Source organism: Pseudomonas neustonica (assembly GCF_003797945.1).
Lineage (GTDB): Bacteria > Pseudomonadota > Gammaproteobacteria > Pseudomonadales > Pseudomonadaceae > Halopseudomonas > Halopseudomonas neustonica.
Genome location: NZ_RKKU01000001.1, coordinates 398,670 through 420,164, shown reverse-complemented (window position 1 = coordinate 420,164; position 21,495 = coordinate 398,670). Strand labels below are relative to the sequence as shown.

At 55.7% G+C, this 21,495-nt stretch carries 17 protein-coding genes and 1 tRNA gene; 5 read left to right on the top strand and 13 right to left on the bottom strand.

From position 1 onward, the window contains the following. Positions 1 to 10 precede the first annotated feature (10 nt). The 5 genes from EF096_RS02055 to flhA all read right to left on the bottom strand — a co-directional run bounded on the left by EF096_RS02055 (position 11) and on the right by flhA (position 5,772). A complete protein-coding gene (locus EF096_RS02055) occupies positions 11 to 388 on the bottom strand; it encodes a chemotaxis response regulator CheY (protein ID WP_172830643.1) in 378 nt (125 codons plus the stop codon). A gap of 222 nt (positions 389 to 610) precedes the next feature. Further along, on the bottom strand, positions 611 to 1,345 hold the full coding sequence (locus EF096_RS02050) for an RNA polymerase sigma factor FliA (RefSeq protein WP_123887997.1): 735 nt from the start codon (positions 1,343 to 1,345) through the stop codon (positions 611 to 613). Continuing rightward, positions 1,345 to 2,172: a flagellar synthesis regulator FleN gene (gene fleN, locus EF096_RS02045; protein WP_123887932.1), complete on the bottom strand. Its 828-nt coding sequence runs from the start codon at positions 2,170 to 2,172 to the stop codon at positions 1,345 to 1,347. The genes EF096_RS02050 and fleN overlap by 1 nt, the downstream gene beginning before the upstream one ends. Before the next feature lie 31 nt (positions 2,173 to 2,203). Further along, positions 2,204 to 3,571, bottom strand: coding sequence for a flagellar biosynthesis protein FlhF (gene flhF / locus EF096_RS02040; RefSeq protein WP_123887931.1), 1,368 nt, complete (start codon positions 3,569 to 3,571; stop codon positions 2,204 to 2,206). A gap of 74 nt (positions 3,572 to 3,645) precedes the next feature. After that, entirely contained in the window at positions 3,646 to 5,772 is a 2,127-nt protein-coding gene (gene flhA, locus EF096_RS02035; protein ID WP_123887930.1) for a flagellar biosynthesis protein FlhA, read from the bottom strand. A 285-nt stretch (positions 5,773 to 6,057) separates the two neighbouring features. Between flhA and EF096_RS02030 the strand changes: the two genes are divergently transcribed. Both EF096_RS02030 and EF096_RS02025 read left to right on the top strand, forming a co-directional pair. Beyond that, positions 6,058 to 7,257 carry a tetratricopeptide repeat protein gene (locus tag EF096_RS02030; protein ID WP_123887929.1) on the top strand — a complete coding sequence of 400 codons (1,200 nt, stop codon included), beginning with the start codon at positions 6,058 to 6,060 and terminating at the stop codon, positions 7,255 to 7,257. 13 nt (positions 7,258 to 7,270) lie between these two features. After that, a complete protein-coding gene (locus EF096_RS02025; RefSeq protein ID WP_235869597.1) occupies positions 7,271 to 9,631 on the top strand; it encodes a bifunctional diguanylate cyclase/phosphodiesterase in 2,361 nt (786 codons plus the stop codon). On the opposite strand, the gene EF096_RS02020 is transcribed toward EF096_RS02025, so the two are convergent. Genes EF096_RS02020 through EF096_RS02005 form a run of 4 tightly spaced genes read right to left on the bottom strand, consistent with a single transcriptional unit; the run spans position 9,628 to position 13,928 of the window. Continuing rightward, positions 9,628 to 10,068, bottom strand: a complete 441-nt coding sequence (locus EF096_RS02020; RefSeq protein ID WP_123887927.1) for a group I truncated hemoglobin — start codon at positions 10,066 to 10,068, stop codon at positions 9,628 to 9,630. The two genes, EF096_RS02025 and EF096_RS02020, sit on opposite strands and share 4 nt — an antisense overlap. Positions 10,069 to 10,076: 8 nt before the next feature. Beyond that, a complete protein-coding gene (locus EF096_RS02015; protein WP_123887926.1) occupies positions 10,077 to 10,934 on the bottom strand; it encodes a DUF3034 family protein in 858 nt (285 codons plus the stop codon). Beyond that, on the bottom strand, positions 10,931 to 13,252 hold the full coding sequence (locus EF096_RS02010) for a putative bifunctional diguanylate cyclase/phosphodiesterase (protein WP_123887925.1): 2,322 nt from the start codon (positions 13,250 to 13,252) through the stop codon (positions 10,931 to 10,933). The genes EF096_RS02015 and EF096_RS02010 overlap by 4 nt, the downstream gene beginning before the upstream one ends. Continuing rightward, the gene (locus tag EF096_RS02005) at positions 13,239 to 13,928 is read right to left on the bottom strand and encodes a methylamine utilization protein (protein ID WP_123887924.1); all 690 of its coding nucleotides are present in this window, start codon (positions 13,926 to 13,928) and stop codon (positions 13,239 to 13,241) included. The genes EF096_RS02010 and EF096_RS02005 overlap by 14 nt, the downstream gene beginning before the upstream one ends. Before the next feature lie 162 nt (positions 13,929 to 14,090). Between EF096_RS02005 and EF096_RS02000 the strand changes: the two genes are divergently transcribed. The 3 genes from EF096_RS02000 to EF096_RS01990 all read left to right on the top strand — a co-directional run bounded on the left by EF096_RS02000 (position 14,091) and on the right by EF096_RS01990 (position 16,669). Continuing rightward, positions 14,091 to 15,095, top strand: coding sequence for an LLM class flavin-dependent oxidoreductase (locus EF096_RS02000; RefSeq protein ID WP_123887923.1), 1,005 nt, complete (start codon positions 14,091 to 14,093; stop codon positions 15,093 to 15,095). A 74-nt stretch (positions 15,096 to 15,169) separates the two neighbouring features. Further along, a tRNA-Gly gene (locus EF096_RS01995) sits at positions 15,170 to 15,243 on the top strand. 169 nt (positions 15,244 to 15,412) lie between these two features. Continuing rightward, positions 15,413 to 16,669 carry a tyrosine-type recombinase/integrase gene (locus tag EF096_RS01990; RefSeq protein WP_123887922.1) on the top strand — a complete coding sequence of 419 codons (1,257 nt, stop codon included), beginning with the start codon at positions 15,413 to 15,415 and terminating at the stop codon, positions 16,667 to 16,669. Positions 16,670 to 17,333: 664 nt separating this feature from the next. Here EF096_RS01990 and EF096_RS01985 read toward each other — a convergent pair. The 4 genes from EF096_RS01985 to EF096_RS01970 form a co-directional block, all read right to left on the bottom strand. After that, positions 17,334 to 17,867: a lysis system i-spanin subunit Rz gene (locus EF096_RS01985; protein ID WP_123887921.1), complete on the bottom strand. Its 534-nt coding sequence runs from the start codon at positions 17,865 to 17,867 to the stop codon at positions 17,334 to 17,336. Beyond that, a complete protein-coding gene (locus EF096_RS01980) occupies positions 17,864 to 18,292 on the bottom strand; it encodes a lysozyme (protein ID WP_123887920.1) in 429 nt (142 codons plus the stop codon). Before EF096_RS01980 ends, EF096_RS01985 begins: the two co-directional genes overlap by 4 nt. A 94-nt stretch (positions 18,293 to 18,386) precedes the next feature. Next, on the bottom strand, positions 18,387 to 20,819 hold the full coding sequence (locus EF096_RS01975) for a hypothetical protein (RefSeq protein WP_123887919.1): 2,433 nt from the start codon (positions 20,817 to 20,819) through the stop codon (positions 18,387 to 18,389). Between the two features lie 76 nt (positions 20,820 to 20,895). Next, positions 20,896 to 21,438 (bottom strand): hypothetical protein, encoded by a 543-nt coding sequence (locus EF096_RS01970; protein WP_123887918.1) that lies wholly within the window; start codon positions 21,436 to 21,438, stop codon positions 20,896 to 20,898. Positions 21,439 to 21,495: the final 57 nt, after the last annotated feature.

Below are 21,495 nucleotides of genomic sequence, written 5' to 3'. Positions count from 1 at the left end.
CGGTTGATTATTATTTTGCCTGTACGCGCTCAAAAATCTTTTCGATTTTTTCTTTCAAGGCTTGAGCGGTGAAGGGCTTGACTACATAACCATTAACGCCAGCCTGAGCAGCTTCGATGATCTGGTCACGTTTGGCCTCAGCCGTCACCATTAGCACCGGCAAATGTTTAAGCCGATCATCAGCGCGCACCGCACGCAACAGATCGATGCCACTCATGCCGGGCATATTCCAGTCAGTCACCAGAAAATCGAAATTGCCGCTTTGCAACATAGGCAAAGCGGTGTTGCCATCATCGGCTTCTGCCGTGTTGGTAAAACCCAGGTCGCGCAACAGGTTCTTGATAATGCGCCTCATCGTTGAAAAATCATCAACGATGAGAATTTTCATATTCTTGTCCAAGTCGACCTCCGTACAAACCAGGGAAAGTGCAGGCCTGCACCCCGAAACCCATTGCAATGGCCAAACTAGCCGTTAAAAGAAATTCTGAGCAGCCCACTGCGACACAACCCGCTGTTCACAACATCTTCATGTTTACGTCATTAAAACAGGATAAGGCGCAGTGCTGCTGTGTTGAGCAGCCAGTGCATTGTCCGGATGCTGGCGACAAAATCAATCATTTCGCCAACTTGTTAACCTTGCTCGCAACCGCGCGGCACACTGGCTGTGTAACTGACTGACGCGAGACTCGCTCACACCCAGTACAGCTCCTATCTCCTTGAGGTTTAACTCTTCGTCGTAATACAGCGACAGCAGCAATCGCTCACGCTCAGGCAAACTGTCGATAGCCTCAGCCAATGCCACGCGAAAACGCTCGTCCTGCAACCCCGAAAAAGGTTCATAGTCACCCTGGACATCAGCCGGCGCACCGCTTTCCAGCAAGTCATCAAAGCTAAACAACTTGCTACCGGCAGTGTCATTGAGAATTGAATAATATTCCTCAAGGCTCATATCAAGTTCGGCAGCAACCTCGTGATCTTTAGCGTCACGACCTAAACGAGATTCCACTGAGCGCATTGCATCACTCACCATGCGTGTATTTCGATGCACAGAGCGTGGCGCCCAATCGCCCTTGCGCACCTCATCAAGCATAGAGCCTCGGATGCGAATGCCAGCGTAGGTTTCGAAGCTGGCGCCCTTGCCAAAATCAAATTTCCGCGAGGCCTCGAGCAGCCCGATCATTCCGGCCTGCATTAAATCGTCAACCTGCACACTGGACGGCAAGCGACCAAGCAGATGATAAGCAATACGTTTTACCAACGGAGCATATTGCTCGACGAGTCGATCCTGATTATTTGCAGAACTTTGTGCTCGTGTATACATGCTTAATCCGCCAGCCGCTGCAATCATAGGCCTGATCCAGTGGGCCGTACCAGGCGTTCGACAAAGAACTCAAGATGTCCGCGAGGATTCGCCGGCAAAGGCCATGAATCTACTTTTTGCGCAATCGAACGAATCGCCATGGCAGCCTTGCTGCGCGGAAACGCTTCGTAGACTGCACGCTGCTTCTGCACGGACTTGCGTACCGCCTCGTCGAAAGGTACGGCCCCGACGTATTGCAGCGCTACGTCGAGAAACCGGTCAGTTACTTTTGATAGTTTAGCAAAAACCATGCGACCTTCCTGCGGAGTTCCCACCATATTTGCTAATACCCGAAATCGGGTCATGCCATGATCCCGATTCAGCAGCTTGATAAGCGCGTAGGCATCAGTGATTGAGGTCGGTTCATCACAGACAACAACCAAGGCCTCTTGTGCAGCACGCACAAAGCTCACAACCGAATCACCGATACCCGCAGCGGTGTCGACAACCAACACATCGATGTTGTCGCCAATCTCACTGAACGCCTGAATCAGCCCAGCGTGCTCTTGATGGCTCAGGCTAACCATGCTGGCAGCACCCGAAGCAGCAGGTACCACACGAATGCCTCCGGGGCCGTTGATCATTACATCGCGCAGATCACACTTGCCTTCCAGCACGTCAGCCAGAGTAGCTTTGGGCTTTAGCCCCAGCAGTACATCGACATTGGCCAAGCCCAAGTCGGCATCCAGCAGCACTACACGCCGCCCGATATCCGCCAGCGCCAAGCTGAGGTTGACCGACACATTGGTTTTGCCGATACCGCCTTTACCGCCGGTGACCGCGATAACCTGAACCGGATGATTGCTACCCATCTACGATGATTACCTTGAGTTATTGATTTGCTTAACTTGCCCGCTGGCCATGCATCATGCCGGCAAACACATCTGCCATCGCCTGATCTGCCGGCGCCTCACTACTTCCCATGCTAACTGCGCGGGTGACCAACTGATGCCCTACGGCACGATTGATGTCGTCGGGAATTCGCTGGCCATCTGCCAGATAGGCTACCGGCAAACCCTGCTCCATAGCCAGCCCTAATGACTCACCCAAGGTAGCAGCCTCGTCGACCTTGGTCAGTATGCAGCCACTGAGACCGCAACTCTTGTAGTTGTGGTAAGCAGCCTTCATCACCCGATACTGACTGGTGGCAGCCAAAACCAACAGATTGCGTACCTGCCGGCCCTGCTGCGCCAATGCGCTCAACTGGCTGCGCAGGTAAGGATCCTGGGCCTGCAGGCCAGCCGTATCTACCAGCACCAAACGCTTGCCGGAAAAGTCAGCCAGTACGTCCTGCAAACTGTTTTGTTCGTCAACCACCCGCACCGGCACATCCAGAATACGCCCCAGGGTGCGCAGCTGTTCATGCGCACCAATGCGATAGGTATCCATCGTCACCAGAGCCACATGCTGACTACCGTGCTTAAGTACATAACGCGCAGCCAGCTTACCCAGTGTAGTTGTCTTGCCTGCGCCCGTGGGCCCAACCAACGCGATGATACCGCCTTGATCCAGCAGCTCTTCACGTAACGTAGGGATCCGATGCGCCAGGTGCGCCAGCAGCAGGCGCCAGGCTTGGCGCACATCTGGCACATCAGCCACCTGGCGCAGCAGATCCTGGCAGATTTCCGCTGGCAGCCCGAGCTGGGTCAGACGACGCCATAAACCCGCTTGCTTGGGCTGTTGCTGGTTGAGTTGCCCCCAGGCCATACCGCCCAATTGCGACTCCAGCATTTCACGCAGCCCAGCCAGTTCAGCACGCATAGCGCTGAGCCCGCCCGCGTCAGCCGACTCAGCGGCAGGCGCAGACGGCTCAACCGACTTGGCCTTGCGCTGCACTGAAGGCTCTTCGCTCGGCTCCTGCACAAGCCTGTCGAGTAAATCACGCGCCACGGGCGAGCCCTGCTCCGCAGCCGCACGCATGCTATCTCCAAATAATTGACGGTTAACCGTCGGCTGGTTGTGCGAGGCCATGCTCCCCACTTCCAGCTCAGCCCGAGCGGCAACAATGCGCTCCTGGGTTTTCTTCAGTTCCTGATCAAGCCCGGGAGTCGGAGGCGTAAGACGCGGCGCCACGTAGTCCAGCGCAGCGGTCAGCTCAACACCACCGGCAACCCGACGGTTGGCGATGATGGAGGCATCAGCGCCCAACTCATCACGCACCAGTTTCATCGCTTGGCGCATATCGGCGGCAAAGAAACGTTTGACTTTCATGGCTGACCTCATCAGTTACCAAAGCCCCGCGCATCGCGCCAGGCGGCTGTTGTTCTTTACTCTAGAGCCTTCGCTCAGTTCTGTCCGACCGTGGCGACAATGGTCACCTGCTTGCTGTCCGGAATTTCCTGATAGGACAACACATGAGCTCCGGGAGCGGCGTAGCGGACAAACTTGGCCATCATCATGCGAATCGGCCCAGCGACCAGCAGTATCGCTGGCTTGCCCTGCACTTCCTGGCGCTGCACTGCATCCGACAAGGAGCGCTGCAGTTTTTCTGCCATTCCCGGCTCCAGCAACATGCCATCATCGACACCTTGCCCGGCCTTCTGAAGACTCTGTAGCAACATCTGTTCCAACCTTGGTTCCAAGGTGATCACAGGGAGCTCGGAGTCAAGCCCTACAATGCTTTGCACGATGGAGCGCGAAAGCGCGACACGTACCGCGCCAATCACAGCGCCAGGATCTTGACTCTTACCAGAGCTGTTAGCGATGGCCTCGGCAATGGTTCTGATGTCACGCACCGGCACCTGCTCCTGCAACAGCCCCTGCAATACCTTAAGCAGATTGGAAATGGAGATCAGCCCGGGCACCAGCTCCTCGGCCAGCTTGGGCGAGGCTTTGGCGAGAACCTGCAGCAGTTGCTGAACTTCCTCGTGGCCGATGAGCTCATGCGCGTGCTTATGCAGTATCTGATTGATATGGGTTGCCACGACAGTACTGGCATCCACGACCGTGTAGCCGAGGGATTGGGCTTGATCTTTCTGCGCGGGCTCGATCCATACCGCATCCAGCCCGAAGGCCGGATCCTTGCCCGCCACGCCCTTGACCTCACCAAACACCTGGCCCGGGTTGATCGCCAGCTCACGATCCGGATAAATCTCCGCCTCGGCCACGCCCACACCCATCAGCGTCAATCGGTAGGCGTTGGGAGCCAGATCGAGGTTGTCGCGGATGTGCACTGAGGGCATCAGAAACCCCAGGTCCTGCGATAGTTTTTTGCGTACACCCTTGATCCGTGCCAGCAACTGCCCACCCTGATTACGATCGACCAGCGGAATCAGCCGGTAACCGACCTCAAGCCCAACCATATCGACGGGCGTAACGTCATCCCAGCCCAGCTCACGGGTTTCCGGCGACTGAACCGCTGGTGGTAGCGCCTGCTGGCGCTCAACCTCGGCATCTTCCTCAACTTTCACCTGCTGACGCTTGGCAATAACGTATGCACCACCGGCAGCCAGCGCACCCAGGCCAATGAAAGAGAAATGCGGCATACCAGGGATCAAACCCATGATAATCATAATTGCTGCAGCAATCGCCAACGCCTTGGGCGAGGTAAACATCTGCCTCTGAACCTGGGCACCCATATCCTCTGAGGTGGATACCCGCGTCACCATAATGGCGGCGGCAGTAGACAGCAGCAGCGACGGAATTTGCGCCACCAGACCGTCACCAATCGTCAGCAGTACGTATATCTTTCCGGCTTCAGCGAACGGCAAGCCATGCTGCGCCATACCGATGGCCAGACCGCCAATGACGTTGATAAACAGGATCAGCAGACCAGCAACCGCGTCGCCGCGCACAAACTTACTGGCACCATCCATAGAGCCGTAGAAGTCTGCCTCTTGCGATACCTCCATGCGGCGCGTTTTAGCCTGCTCCTGATCAATCAGGCCCGAGTTGAGATCGGCATCGATCGCCATCTGCTTGCCCGGCATGGCATCCAGAGTAAAGCGGGCACTTACTTCGGAGATGCGGCCAGCACCCTTGGTTACCACCACAAAGTTGATGATCATCAAAATGGCAAAGACCACCAGGCCCACCACATAGTTACCGCCGATCACCACCTCACCAAACGCCTGAATAACCTTACCCGCCGCGTCGCCCCCCTCATGGCCGTACAGCAACACCACCCGAGTAGAGGCAACGTTGAGCGCCAGCCGCAGCAAAGTAGCCACCAGCAAAATAGTAGGGAATACGGCAAAATCCAGCGGGCGTAAGGCGTAGGCGCCAACCAGCAGAACCACCAGCGCCAGCGCAATATTGAAGGTAAAGAGTACGTCAAGCAGGAATGGCGGCACCGGCAACATCATCATGCCGAGCATGACCAGCAACAAAATGGGCACGCCCAGACTGCCATGTCGCAGGCCGGCCAGGTTGGTCCGCATGTTACCCATCATTTGTGCGCGATCGACTGCCATTGCTCGGAGCATCCCAGATCAATAATTTGACGCGAATTGCGTGCTTACGAAGCCTTACGCAAGAAGCGTTCCAGCTTGCCAAAAAATATCAGACAGATGACATCAAAAGGCCACTCATTAAACTCAAAGACCAGTGCTATGCTTTGCTCACGGCACCACTCTGTTACAATCGCGGCTCGATAACGGCAAGGGATGGCCAGGTTTAGTAATACCGCCATACCGGATCATCTGAGTAGCCTGTAAAGATGTTCCACCCAGCGTTACCGACCATCATAGAGAGATTTCATGCGCGCACTTTTGGTTTTGCTGCTCGGCCTCACGGCAGCGTTGACTGGCTGCGAAAGCTTGTCTAAACCCGACGGACTGTTAGCGCGCTCAAGCGAAGTACTGCAAAACCAGCGCCAGCGCTTGGCTGAACTGGCATCCAGCTTAAGGAGTGACCCGCAAGAGCAGGCACGCCACACCGAAGTTCAAGCGCTATTCGACCAGCAATACATCGACCCCTTGACCGAGTATCTGCGGCTGCATAGCGAAGACATCGACTATGCCCCTTACCTGGATCTTGTTCGCGCCGAACGTAACGAGCGCTGCAGTGCTGTGGCTAACCGTTACGCTGGCCAGACAGCCTCTCCCGCCAGCCTGCAGCGCTTGAAACGCGGCTACAACCTGTCCTGCCCTGCCGTGGTAGACGCCTTTGCTCAGCGCGTCGCCAGCCAGCAACCACCAACCAGCAAACTGCCTACCGCGGCGCAGTCCAACAGCAACCAGCCCACGAGAGCTGAAAGCACCTCACTCAGCGGCGAAAGCAAAGATTGCTACTTACTATTCAGCATCAAGAATTTCCAACAGGCTGCAGCGCCTTGCAGCGCCGCAGCGGCCAATGATGATGCCAAGGCTCAGCATCATCTTGCAGTGATCGCACAGGCCAATAATGATCAACCGCAGGTCTTGCAGTGGGCAACCAGGTCGGCAGAACTGGGAGACCCTAATGGACAGCTGATGCTCGCCAACCTGCTCAGTCGCAAGGGTGATGACGAACAAGCCTTTCGCTGGCTGCAAGCTTCAGCAGATCAGGGTCAACGTGAAGCTACTTACCTGTTGGCACAGGCATACCGTGAGGGCACCGGCACAGCTACCAACCTTTCACAGGCGCAGGTGTACTTGGAGCGCGCAGCAAATGCCGGCGACGTACAGGCTATGCTGCAGCTGGCCAGCCAGAACAAAGGATCTCCCAGCGCGCGCCAATGGCTGAAGCAAGCGGCCAACAAAAACACTTCCGAAGCGCAATACCAGCTAGGCTTGGATTATCTTGAGGGCAGCAGCGGCGACATTGATTTGCAGGAAGCCTACGTCTGGCTCAGCCTCGCACTGGTCAATGGTGATACCCGCGGCAGGCGTAAGCTTGAGCAGCTCTCCAGCCAGTTGAGCGCGGAAGAGTTGACGCAGGCCCAGAATCGCATCCATTCTGGCCTCAACGGATTTTAGCCTAGGAATGCCCATGCTCCCGGTCAAGCCAGCCATCATGCTCCTACTCAGCCTGCTGGTTGGGATCTTCATGTTTGGCACTTGGCTAATGTCCAGCTTGAACTTGAACTACTCGCAGAGCGCGATGGCGGAATTACGCCAGCGGCAGATAACCGACACGTTCTACGCCAACCTGGACCGAATCAATGCACACCATCGACAGATGGAGCACAACACCCAAGGCCTGGCGCGCATGGGTAGTTTACTCGATAGTTTGCAGAGTAGCCCCAGCCTAACCACGCAACGCTTGCGTCAAAGCCTGCAGCAAACATTAACAGACTTTCCCGATAGTTACGGGGGCAGTGTCTGGTTTGCCAACGATCGAGCAGACAGAGCGCTCTACGCCTATCGCCAGGAAAACAACATACAGGTTGAGAGTATCCCGGCGGGCGAGCGTGAGATGATTGCGCAGTGGTTTGCGCGGCTTGCAAACCAATATCAATCAGGCGACCTACCAGACCCCGCAGATAGCTGGATGCCCGCTTACTACAAAGCCAGTATCGAGAGCGCCGTTATCAGCCACGCGGCCCTGATTACCAATAGTCAACAACAGCCAATCGGCTTGGCCATCACCGATTGGCGGGCAGAAGATATCGTCCGCACTGTAAGTCGTGTAGAAGTCACACCCGGCACTTTTTCGTTTCTACTCGATACCGAGAACCGCAACCTTTCCAGTCTCGCCGAAGCCGACAACGTGGCCAAGGCGCAAGAGCTGATCAACGCTATCATTGATTTGAATCTGTATGAGCAAGTAACACCGCAAACGTCAGCGCAAATCGTCAGCACACGCCAGTTGGCCTCACCACTGCAGCAATTGCGGATTAACCTGGATCAGCGAGAGTTCGCGCTGTTCTTTTCACGCACGCAAGCCGGCATGATGTTTGGGATTGGCGTACCGCAGGCCGAAATCGATGCGGTGCTGGAACCTATGCGCAAGAGCAACTTCAAGATTGTCAGCCTTACCGCGCTGATTTTGCTCATCATCTCAGCGCTGATTCTATATCTTGTGGCTGGCATCCTGCGCCAGCTGCATAACCTCTATACCGACAGCCTCACCGATTTACCCAATCGTGAGCGCCTCATCGTCGATTTGAAAAAACGCCGCACCGCCTCACTGATCCTGCTCAACCTTGATTCATTCAAAGAGATTAACGACGTCTATGGCCATGAATGCGGCGACCATGTGATTGCCGAGTTGGCCCACTCTCTGGATCATTATCTGGCGGACGAACCCGATTGGCAGCAAAGTCGACTGTACCGCATGCCCGCCGACGAGCTGGCGATTTGGCTGCCCGGACAACAAAGTGAGGATTCGCTGCGCCCTCAGCTGAATAACCTGCTGGAATTTATCAGCGCACTCAAAATCAGCTGGCAAAACCAGGACATTCCCGTCAACGCGAGTCTTGGCGCCGCGAGCAGCGCACAGCGTGGTAGCGATGAGATCAATGGAGAGTCATTGCTGCCAGGTGCAAATATCGCGCTGGAGCTGGCCCGCCTGAATAAGGACAACTACGTCATTTACGATGAGCGGCACAAGATTCGCGAGAGTTACGAGCAAAATCTGATCTGGGCCAATCGACTAAAAGGTGCGCTCGGAAGCGGCCGCATAGTTCCTTTCTTTCAGCCCATCATGGACCTCAAGACCAACCGAATAGACAAGTTCGAGTGCCTGGTGCGGCTACTGGATGAGCAAGGAGAGCCAATCGGACCTATTCACTTCCTGGACCTGGCAAAAAAGGTACGCCTGTACCGATCGATTACACGCTGTATGGTCGAGAGCAGCATGCGTCAATTTGCTGACCTGCCCTACACCTTCTCGCTGAACCTGTCCTGTGAAGACCTGCTGGATCAGGCGCTATCGGACCATATCATTGCCATGGTCGAAGAGTATCAAATTGGGTCGCGTGTCATTTTTGAAATCCTGGAATCCGAGGGTATCGAGAATTACGCGGAAGTCCGTCAGTTCATCGATCGCGCCAAAACCTTAGGCTGCCGGATCGCGATTGACGACTTCGGGACCGGTTACTCCAACTTCGAGCACCTGCTGCGCCTGGATGTCGACCTGATCAAAATTGATGGCAGCCTGATCAAGCAACTCGATACCAACCCGACAGCCATGACCATTTGTAATGGCATCGTCCACTTCGCCGAAGAGCTCGGCATGCAGACGGTCGCCGAATTTGTGCATAGCCCCGCTATTCTTGCCAAGGTGAAAGAGCTGGGCATTAATTTCGCCCAAGGTGCAGCTATTGGCATGCCATCGGCCAGCCTTATCACCAAGGTCACCATGACTGGCACAGAGGTATCACCAGGCAGCGATTCGCCAAACCCCTAGCGGTATATGATGTCGTCTCGCATGGGTACCAAACGTTGCAATAGTCGATTTTGCACCCGCACGGGGATCCCCTCTTCGTCCATTGCGGCGATGAGGTCTTCTACCAGCGCGTTAAAATCAGTCTCGTTGATAACAAAACCGGCATGCACCTGCTCCATACTGTCGCCTGTGTATTCACAAGGTCCACCAGCCTCGACACAAATTTGTTCCTGCAGCTTCTCCTGCAGCCTTGCAATATCGGTATCGGCGAAGTGGTGCACGATGCGCGGATCATCCGCAATGCGATACAACAGCCCTTCCACCACCCGATTGATTCCCGCCTGCGACCCCAGATCCTGATAAAGGCTATCGTTTGCAGGTGGCGCACTAGTCATACACCCAGCCAGCCCCAAGAAAAGCAGGCTCAGACTGAGATCTTTGAAGGTAAACCGGCGCATACACTGCCTCAATAGCTTAGTTGCAATGAAAGATATAGCCCCTGCTGATCCTCAAGCGTAGCGATTTCACCCAGGTCGGCCCAACCCGCGACCAACCCAAGGCGTTTGCTGGGGAAGTAGCCAACAAATAGATCCTGCCAGTCACTTTCACCGGCGAACGACAGGTTGTCAGGCTTTTCACGATACTCGATACCCACTACCCATTGCGGACTCAGTAAAAGCGCTGCACTACCTTCCTTCAACAGACTGCGACTGTCTCGACGATCACCGCCAAAGCCCAGCAACCCAGTCTCGTTTGCCCGCGAGTAACGCAGCGTGCCATTCAGCAACAAGTTATACCCGCCTGCAGCACCGACAAATAAACGCGATGCTGCCATGTAGTAGTCGGTGTCAGCGTCGCGTCGCGCGCCCACCAGCGAGGGGATCTGAAAATTGTTTTGGCGCTTGTACTGCGCGCCAAAGGAAACCTGCGGCAGCGAATCGTAAACGAGGTCACCAAACAGCCTCACCTTGAGTCCGAAAACATCCTGATTCAGGGTTCTTTCCGGCAGCCCAGCGGCTTTTGCAAGCGCGTCAATATCCAGACGTTGGCGCGCGAGGGATAACTCTAAACGATTACCCAAGCTGAGCGCGGCGCCATAGCTGTCGAGGCGATAGTCTCCGGTCTCAACCCGAGTAGCAAATACATCGCCGCCCCACTCATCGCGTGTACCGTAACCGGATAACACCGCCCATGGCACTATTCCGCCACCGGCCGAGCCCTCAATACTGGTGGCGCCACCGGTAGCCAGCAACCGCCCCCCTGGCTGAGCGTGAGCAATGCAGGTAAAAGACGATAGCACCAGGACCAAAACAGTTTTTCTCATGCGCCCTCACTACCGCCAAAGGTGCCACGGGTATCGTCCAGCCACTTCTCCAAATCAATTGCTGCGAGCGGTCGACTAATAAAATACCCCTGCGCCACATCACAATGCCGCTCCTTCAGCCAGTTAAGGCTATAAAGGTTCTCTACCCCTTCTGCGACAACTTTGAGTCCCATATTGTGGGCAAGCTCGATAGTTGATTTGACGATCACTGCATCCTCGCTGCCTTCAGCCAGCTGCAATACAAAAGACTTGTCTATCTTAAGATCCTGCACCGGCAAACTCTTTAGCATCGCCAGTGAGGAGTAACCCGTCCCGTAATCATCAACTGCCAGGGCGATACCCAGCTCCCGCAGCACACGCAGACTAACAATGCTGCGCTCCGGGTCTGTCATCAACGCGCTTTCAGTCACTTCCATCGACAGATACGCCGGGCTAATTTGTTGAGCCAGCAACAAACCCTCGATGCGCTGCGGAAAAAGTGGGTCATCCAGATCCCGGGCGGAGATATTCATTGCCACTTGCAAACCGATGCCGCGATCTATCCAGTCGCGTAGTTGCGAAACAACTGCATCCATCATCCACTGCGTCAGCATCCCAATGCTGCCGGTCTGCTCCGCTAACACAATGAACTCATCCGGACCTATTGGCCCTAACTCACTATGAGTCCAGCGCATCAATGCCTCAACTTGCCGCACCTCACCTGAGGCCAGATCGAGCTTGGGCTGAAAGACGACTGACAGCTCCTTGTACTCCGGCGCATAGCGGATATCCCGCGCCAGCTGAATACGACGCTGGAAGGCTCGATCACGCTGGGCTTGATAGACGGCAACACGATCAGCACCGGGAGAGGCATCAGCGAGTGCGATACTGGCCTGACGCAGCAGCTCATGTGGATCACTCCCGTTAAGCGGCCACTCAACCACACCTGCCACCCATTGCGAACTGAGCTTTATATCATCGACCTGCATCTTTTCGCTTAGCCTTGCCAGCAGGGCATCAATATCGACAACAGCCTGATCCAGATTACCCCGCTCCAACAGCAGCAGAAATCCAACACCGGGCTGCCAGGCCAACAACGCATGCGCTGGCAGGTGATCAACCAGACGCGTCACTGACTGGCGAATAAATGCATCCATAAAATCCTGCCCGCGGGCGTTTATCAGCAACTCGGCAGACACCAGGTCACATTGCGCAAGCACACCTGCTTGCGCATTCGCGATTGCACTCCTGAGCCGCTCACGTATCACGCTAACGTTAGGCAAGCCGGTAAGCGGATCATGTAGTGCGTTATACGAAATCAATTTTTCACGTTCTGCGATACCCACCCGCATCTCGTCAATGCTTGTGGCCAGCATCCCCAGTTCATCTGTGCGCGGCAACGCCACCTTGCCACTATAGTCGCCGCGACCAATGCGCCCGGCAGCCAATGCCAGTAAGGTAACAGGTCGCGCCAAACTGCCAGACAGACGCACTGCCAACAATGACGAGACCAACAAAGCGATCAGCGTGATGATCATCAGCTCACGCTTGAGGTAATCAAAACTGGCCAAGGCTTCGTTCAAGGGGCTGGCTAGCTGAGCAACCACGCTATAAGGTGCCTGATCCAGCAGGGTGATAGGGATAGTCAGGTAAATCTCATCCGCAAATTGCTGAGTCCCTTCCTGCATGCTCATATTCTGCTGCGCGAACGGCATGGTAGAGAAAGCACTCATAACCTCTTGGTCACGACGACTGACAAAACGAATCTCAAGCCCCGTAATTTTCTGTAGTTCGTTGGCCAGCGCAGTGTCCAGCGCGAACGCCATCGCTACCTGACCGACCGGCACTGGAGCACGCACAACCGCCTCCACCAATAGGTAGGGCCGATTATCTATAACTGTGATCATCGCCTGATCAGACAAAGACTGCAGCGCTTGCACCTCGACCTTATCAGCCCCCGCAACCGTGGCAGTAGAAATGCGCAAAACACCTTTGGCATCGAAGAAAAGGGCTTGGTCTGCGCCTATTCGACCGACCTGATTAAGCAACGCTGAGCGTATAGTCGCAAGATCACCGGTCGCCACCGCTTGGCGAAAGCCGAAATCAGCTACCAGAATCTGTGTGGCATTGGTTAGTTCACGGGCACGCGCCTCCAGCAGGTTACTGAAAACATTGCTACCGATCTCCAGCTGCCTCTGCGCCTGACGCTGGGCTGAGAAGTTGGTACTCGCATACACCGCCAGAAAAACCAGGCCCAGCACTATCGCCAACAAACCAACCGCAGTCAGTATAAGTCGAGTACGCAGCGAGCGAATACGCATCAAGCTATTGAGTCGCATTCTTGAAGCGCTGTTGCAGCGGCGACAATGCGGGCTTCACCACTGAACCAGCTTGCGTAACAGGTAAGCTGATGATTTGACTGGCCTGACTCAGATCAAGTTCGCCCAAGGCAACTGGGGCTTGCTCAAACAAGGAGGGGTGCCACCACGCTACAGGCCACTTACCTGCAGGTAAATCCGCAAGAGATACCATGCCTTGTGTATCACTCACGGCGAAGCGCGGACTATCGGTGATCAGGATATAGCCAACCATGGCATCGTGAATATTACAGCCGAGCACCACTACCCCCGGACGCTCAAAGGACACCGGCGGCGCGTCAGAACCTTTGAACAAACCTAATTCGAAGGGTTTGGCGGAAGAGAACGAATAGACGTGATGACGGACATCATCACTATTGGGAAAGTCGACCAATGACCCACTGGGCACAACCAGCACGTGCGGCTCAAACTGTCGATCAATTTGGTCCATGACATAAGAGTGCGATGCGAGTGCCGGAACCTCGTCAACCATGAGAACGGCATTGGCCAAAGGCTCGCCTGCCTCATCGGTCAACATCACCTGGGCTGCAAAACCACATGCAGACCAAAACAACGATGCAAGTGACGCCATCCCCATAAAAAGGGGAACTTGCATTTGACTGCGACTGAAAAAATGCGGCATGGACTTTTCGCTCATCAGGTGCTCAATCAGGCAGTCTGAAACTGATCCGATCCTCCGACACTCAGACGCTTGCAGCAACCATTCAGGGGATTCATTGCCCAGTCATGATTAGCTGTGTTTACTGAGGTCATTCAACGTTAGCATAGCCTGATTGCAAACTGATGTGCAGGAGAAACCATGACTAGCCCGGCCGTAAAGTTATCCATACTGGATCTATGTTCAGTCACTGAAGGCGCAACCCCAGCTGATGCACTGCACAATGCCTTGGCGTTAGCTCAACTTGCCGAAGAGCTGGACTACAATCGTTTCTGGGTAGCCGAACATCACAACATGACGGGGATAGCCAGCGCCGCCACTTCAGTAGTGATGGGCTACCTAGCCGCGGGTACGCACAAAATCCGCATCGGCTCCGGCGGCATCATGCTGCCAAATCATGCGCCGTTGCAGATTGCCGAGCAGTTTGGCACGCTGGAATCGCTCTACCCAGGCCGCATCGACCTCGGGCTTGGTCGAGCACCTGGCACAGACCAGTCAACAGCACAGGCTTTGCGCCGCGGCCGCACCGACGGCGAAGACTTTCCGCAAATGCTCGAAGAATTGCGCAAGCTGTTTGCCAGCCCCACACCTGAACAGCGTTTGCGCGCGGTCCCCGGTTCAGGCCTCAATGTACCAATCTGGCTTCTTGGCTCCAGCACCTTCAGCGCCCAACTGGCTGGCCGCCTGGGCCTGCCTTTTGCCTTTGCTGGCCAGTTTTCACCCGACTACCTATTTAGCGCTCTGCGTCTGTATCGCGAGCACTTCACGCCGTCCGAGCAACTGGAAGAGCCTTACGCCATGCTGGGCATCAATGCCTACCTGGCCGATGACCGCGAACAAGCTCACTATCTGGCGACCTCACACCAGCAAGCGTTTCTGAATCTAATTCGCGGCCGCCCTGGCAAGATGCCTGCGCCAGTGCATGATATGGAAAGCCTATGGCAGCCACATGAAAGACATCAGGTTATGTCGACCCTTTCCGGTAGTCTGATCGGTGACTCGCAAGCGGCAAGTGAGCAGATGGATCAGCTTTTGGAGCGCACAGGCGTCAATGAGTTGATCGTCAATAGCCCTATATTTGACCAACAAGCCAGGCAGCATAGTTACCGATTACTGATGCAACTCAACCGCGAGCGCCAAGCCTAAAATCGAGGGCGACGAAAACAAATATCGTCGCCCTCTTCCCCAGCGTCGGCGACTCTGGTAAAAAGAGCGCCTGTGCGGGTGTAGCTCAATGGTAGAGCAGAAGCTTCCCAAGCTTACGACGAGGGTTCGATTCCCTTCACCCGCTCCATTCTATTATTTCTGCATCACCCTGATTACTCCCTGTAAGCCTTCAAACGCCCGACCAGCGCGGGTTTCGTTGCTCCCTGTTATGCCCTGTTGCCCCCTGTCACGATTGCCCGCCCTGTATGGCCTCGTGTATGGTTCGATTCTCAGGGCTTCCACCATACAAGAAAACCATGAAAAGACAGGATATAAAGCGCCGGCCGCTGGCCGATACCGTGCTGGCCTCTCTTGAGCCAGAGGCAAAGGAATACCGCGAAAGCTACGGAATTGACCGAATTTATTTCGTCGTTAACCAGTCTGGACGTAAGCGGTGGGAGTGGCGTTACAAGAAACCTGCCAGCGGCAAGTGGTCGTGGCTTGGTCTTGGAACCTATCCGGACGTAAGTGCCAAGGGTGCCAGAGCTAAGGCCCTCACCTTCTCAGATATGCTTGATCGTGGCATTGACCCAGCCGCCCCGAAGCAAGTCGCGCCAGCCGCACCTTCATTTCGAGAGGTGGCTGAAGCCTGGTATGAGAAGAAGGCACGCGATGGGCGCGCTATCAAAACGATGAAGAGCATGCGCTATGCACTGGATAACGACATCCTACCCGCTCTTGGCGCCACGCCAATCGATAAAGTAACCCGTCGCCAGTGTGCTGAACTGCAGCGCTCTATTGAAGATCGCGGTGCACACAACACATCAGAGAAGGCCAGGTCTTGGCTGAATCAGATATTTGGTATGGCGATCGCTCGCGGGCTTTGCGAGAACAACCCGGCCAGTAACCTGATCGACATTGCCGAGAAAGCGCCCGCTGTTGAGCAATACCCGCACCTAATGGAATCAGAACTGCCTGAGTTCATGCAGGCGCTCCGCGAATCTCCCAGCAAGATTATGGCGAAGGTAGCAGCCTGGATGGTGCTGCGCACGGCATCAAGACCCGGCATGGTGCGTTCGGCTGAATGGTCTGAGTTCGATTTAGAGGCGAAGCTGTGGGCCGTGCCTGCTATCAAAATGAAGATGAGCCGCGACCACCTAGTGCCACTGCCTGATCAAGTGATAGCTGATCTACTGGAACTGCAGCGTCACACCGGTAGGTCACGCTTCCTGTTCCCATCTGAAGGATTGAAGTCGCAGGTCATGTCTGACGCCACGATCAATAAGGTATTCGCCCAAGCTGGATACAAGCGGAGGATGACCGGCCACGGCTCGCGGCATACATGCAAGACGATTCTGTCAGAGCATGGCTGGCCTGATGCCTGGTCGGAAATGCAGCTTGCCCACAAGAAGGTCGGATTGCGAGGGGTGTACGACAAGGCCGCCTATCTCGACGGCCGCCGCGTGATGATGCAGTGGTATAGCGATTATCTGGATGCCTTGGAGTCCGGTGCGGACGCTGAAACAAAGACGGCACTCAAGGCCAGAGTGGTTCGCGAACAGGGTTTAGCGTGAGTCCACCAAAAAACCGACAAGCGGCAACCTCGCGCTACGCAAGGGTTTGATGACATACACAATGCAAGAAAGGGGCCAATCTGCCATAAAGCTATTGCCCTCCTGCAAAACACACACTATCTTGTGTCCGAGGCATAAAAAAACCCCGACACCTATTAATACCAGGGACCGGGGCTTAGCAGTGACACGGCAAATGTCATCTGCGTTTGTGCTGGGACGTGCCCAGGCAGTTAGCAATGCCGATGATGGCCCGCCAGTACGAGCTTGTCAACGACCGGCCGTCTGGCAAAACCGAATCAGGGCGCGGAAGATCCACCTTAACTGAGGCATTTAAAATGACCAAAAGGAAAGGATTGGTAGAGCTGATAAAGCTCGCCCGCGACGTAGTGCGTTTGATTACAGCACTGATCAATAACGGCCAGATGTAATCGGCCCGGCCTGGCGGGAAACCGTCAGGCCGCATTTGAAGTGCCTACCCTACCGCCGTTCCGGCTAAACACAAAGCAATCTCAAAGGGACGGATTTCGAATCCGTTTTCGACCGCTCTGGCACGGACTCCCGATTCCTTATAACGCCCATATATAGCCGTTTCATTGATGCCGCTATAGCGTGATTAGGGGATGCTAGGGGGAATGAAAGCACCAAAATTCCCCCACGAGGTAATTTACTGCCCGTTCGACTGACGTTGCCGCTCGCGCTCCAGCTCCTGAAAGTACCGCAGCTTCGCCTGGTCCTCGATCATTCCTTTTCTGATATCCCAAACAGCGCGTCCAGCTTCTGGACTGAGTTCGAGGGCGGCGACATCGCCCATGCTGCTGCCGCCTGTGGTTTCGGACACGACAGCGTCGGCGCGGGCAACTTTGACTGCGATGCGCAGCCGCTTACGCTCATCATCAGCACCAGAATAGAGGCGCTCAAGCCTCTCGTTTTCTTGTTTCGCATCTTCCAGTTCCCCGTTGTGTTTCGTATCCAGCGCCTGCATTCGCTCGCGCTCGGCTATCAATAGCGCCTGCTGATCCTGCAGTTGCCGCTGCCCTGCCCTTGCTATCTCCCCCAGCGTGTCAGAGTGCGCCTTGTTGGCCTTGTCCAGCGCAGATTCACCCAGCGCGCCCTGCCAGCTCCACCCAACTCCAAACCCCAGCAGCACCAGCACGACAAGGGCGCCGCCCTGCAGCAGCAGCTTGTACTTAGCAATCATGACTCGCCCTCGAACAGCGCTCGCTCTTCCTCGCGGCGCCGCACAAGCCCCGGCAGCACTTTGCCGCCACCCTTATTCCAGCGCTTGAACTGACCGGCCGCGCCCGCATAGTCGCCATGATTGAGCAGGCGCAGCAGAGTGGATGAATTGAAAGCGCCCACCCCCACATTGAACGCGAACGACACCAGGGCGTCGTACTGGTCTTGATCCAGCGGCACAAGGACAGCATTCACGGCCTTCTCAAAGCGCTGCAGATCATTCAGCAGCAGCTTGTCGGCCCCTGCCTCGGTAATCCGCTGACCACGAACCACGTCGCCGGTATGGCCATAGCCAATCGTCCAGACCTTCGCGGGGCACAAGTACGCATCAAGCTGCAGGCTCTCGTGAGACTTGATCAGCTCCAGACCTTTCGGGGATATCTGCATATAAACTCCAGGCACAAAAAAACCGCCTAAGCGGTGTGTGAAATGGGCAGCATTTTTGATCGTGCGGGGATGATACAAGCGGCGGGCAGAGAAGCTATTCGTACTCGACAATCGCAAAAAACCATATATTTGCATTTGCTCCGTAACTATCTGGGCTTGTCAGAGCGGACCAGTCTATGGGTACTGGCCCCCGTCGTATCTTGTACGTTCCCGCCGGGAGAGTTGTGCTTGAATTAAAGGCGGCGACTGGTGGTCCGTACTGTATATAGCTCTCCATCGTGGAATCGGTAGCAGTAGTTCGCACAGCTCCGGTTGCGTCATAGAATCTTACTGTGAAGCTATTCAGGCCGGGCGTAATTATCTTGCAGTTAGATGTATACCTGTCTGAAACGGACTGAAAGAACTCTTCACCTAAAGTAATAGCGGTGCCCAGCGTGACAACAAGGTTGCCGTTACTTGAAAAAGCACTAGAGTCTAGCGTTGCTCCTGTATCGTTAGTGGATAACTGCCACGCGCCGCTGACATACCTGATGCGATAGTATTTAGGCGATGCCGGAAGCGACTGAGCTAAATTGAAGGTCGTATCAGTAACGGAGTCGGCAAACACCGCAGGCGCTCCGACATAGGGCTGAACTAGCGGTCCGCCATCTTTTACAGCCGGATGGTTGACCCGAATGGAGAAGCCCTGTCTTGAGGCTGAAATTAAATTTGCGATCTCTTTTCGCGCAGTGACAACAGGCGCGCTTGTGCCGTTTGTTGCAAGGGAAAACTCAAGCGGCATGAATGCTCTTATATCCATGCTGCCGACGCCAACACTGCACCCGACAGTCAGCCCGTGTCGAGCGTATGCCTCGTCAGGCACTGCTATGCCTGCTATGACTTTTGCATTTGTGCCTTTGAAGGACACGCGCAGGTTTACACTGTCATCCACTGTTACCGAAACAGCGTTAATTGGATCGTGCTCCGAATCCTGTATAAACTCCCATCCAGTTCCGGGATTACGCAGAGCGCCTGCGGCAATTCGGACCTGCTTGCTGTCCAATAGCTGGCTCAGGTAGTTGCCTACGTTTGTTCCCAACAGCCCCACAATCGCCGCCCCCTTGGCGGGGTTTGACGAGTCTTGCAGATCGTCCCTCAGAGCATCCGTATATCCCTGTGCTTGTCCTTCTACAGCATCCAAGTCGGCAGAAGTAGCAAAAGCACTAACATCTTGTAATGCAGCGGAACCCAACTCATCCAGCGTAAGGCTGGTCTGCACCCATACCGCAGCCCCTGTTGCTGCACTCAGGCACAGGTAGGACTCCCTTGCCAAGATATCGAACCAGCGGCTGCGCGGTGCATAGCCCTCGGTCTCGTCGTTATCCACAGTCGGCGGAACTGATGCGGACAGGTTGTCCTGCACGGCGTCTTCTTTGGCGTCGAGCGCTGCGGCAAGTGCCGTGCTGATTGGTTTGTCGTCATCCGAGGTGTTGTCGACGTTCTGCAGATTGAGGTCAGTGGTCGTGATGACTACGGCGCCCTGCCGGCCCTGCACGCTCTGCACCGGCGCACTGGCGGTAGCTTCGGCTGCGGTCGTGTACTGCGGGTGCGGGTCGGGTGCCGCTTCGTGCGCGCCCACCGCGCCGCTGGCGGTGCCAGTTGCATCATATCGGGCGTCAGATTCGGCCTTGGTGTACCGATCAGCAAGGGCATCGCTGGTGGCCACCACAAAGGCGTTGTAGGTGTCCTGATTGACCTTTAGCCCAAGCCGCTCCATCAGATCGAGCTGGGCGGTAATGTCGCCAGCAATAGCGCCCCATGCCCCACCGCTGCCGCCACCACCCCCGATGTAGCCGGCGTCTATCTCAGTGCCGTCTTCCAGGGTGATGATCAGGTGGCCGCTTGCGTTTACCGTTGCGCTAGCGATGGTAGGTCCTGCCGGGCCGCGATCACCGCCAATCACTGCATAGCCGCTGCATAACTGCCCGGCGCTTGCCCCTGCTAGCTCTACGGCAACCGTGCCCGCAAAGGCGCGCAGGACTTCGCCGCTGCCGAGGGTGATGTCTAGCACGTAGTCACGAGCGGCCAAGCCGAGCGCAGCTGTTTCTGCGGCTGTCAGGTCAACACCCACCCAGCCACTAGCGTTAACGGTAACGGGCAGCGTGCCAGCGTCTGCGCCCTCTTCCAGCAGCTGCAGAACAGCGGTCGCGCCGGTTAGATCAAGCGGCGCTTGGTAGATAAGTTGGCCGCCTTTGGCGTTAGTGCCCGCAGCGTTGATGGTGTTGATTTCCAGCGTGCTGGCATCGATAACGCTGGCCATGTGCGGGGTTGTGCGCAGCGGGGCGCGGTTAAGCGCTTGCAGCTGCTGGGCCTGCTCTACCCACACCGGCCAGTCAGTCGGCAGTTCGTGCGCCACAGTGAGCCGCACCGGGGCCGTGGCCGCAATGGCAGTGATCGCTTTATAAATCAGGCTGGGCTGCATAACGCGCAGCAGTGCGCGGAAGGTTGCGCCTTTATTGACGCGCAGATCTAGACGGGCCGGCTGCATTGGCGGCTATCTCCAGTAGGGTATTGATGGGTTAAATCAGGGAAGCGCTAAGGGCGTTTAAGTCTCAAAGCATGGGTTAGCTGGGTGTGAGGGTTACTGTGACCGGGCCGTCTGGCCAAAGCTGACCAGCCACCGGAGCCGCCATAATGCCGAACGCGGCCTCTCCTGGCGCTTGCTCTACAGTGACCGAAACCCCCGCGAACCCTGGCGCATCAAGCGTGAATGCTAGGCCAGAAATATCCGCGTTCGCAGTGCCCTGAATCATAATCGCAATCAACCCATCAGAGAGCTGAACCGCAGTCGCAGAAAACGACACAGCAACACCGCCAAGCTCGGTCGGAGCTGACACCAAAGAGCCGGCAGCGCCATCAAGCCACCCGCTCAAGGTCTGATCAAAAGGAACGACCTCGGACACGATTTCAATCGTCAGGCGCCCAGCGGCAATTGCTTCAAGTTCGCCAACACGCGACTCCAAAGAATCAATGCGACTAAACAACGTCTGAAGGATCCCTGCTGTCATCGTGCAATAAATGACGCTGCCAGATTCCCAGCTTGAATCATCCGTGCCATCTTGACCCCGTTGCAGCACGGCAGCCCCCCCGACGACATCAGCGGTCACAACCTCCCACCGCGTAGCGCTGGTCTCGCTATCAGCCAGCGTTAACATGTATTGCCC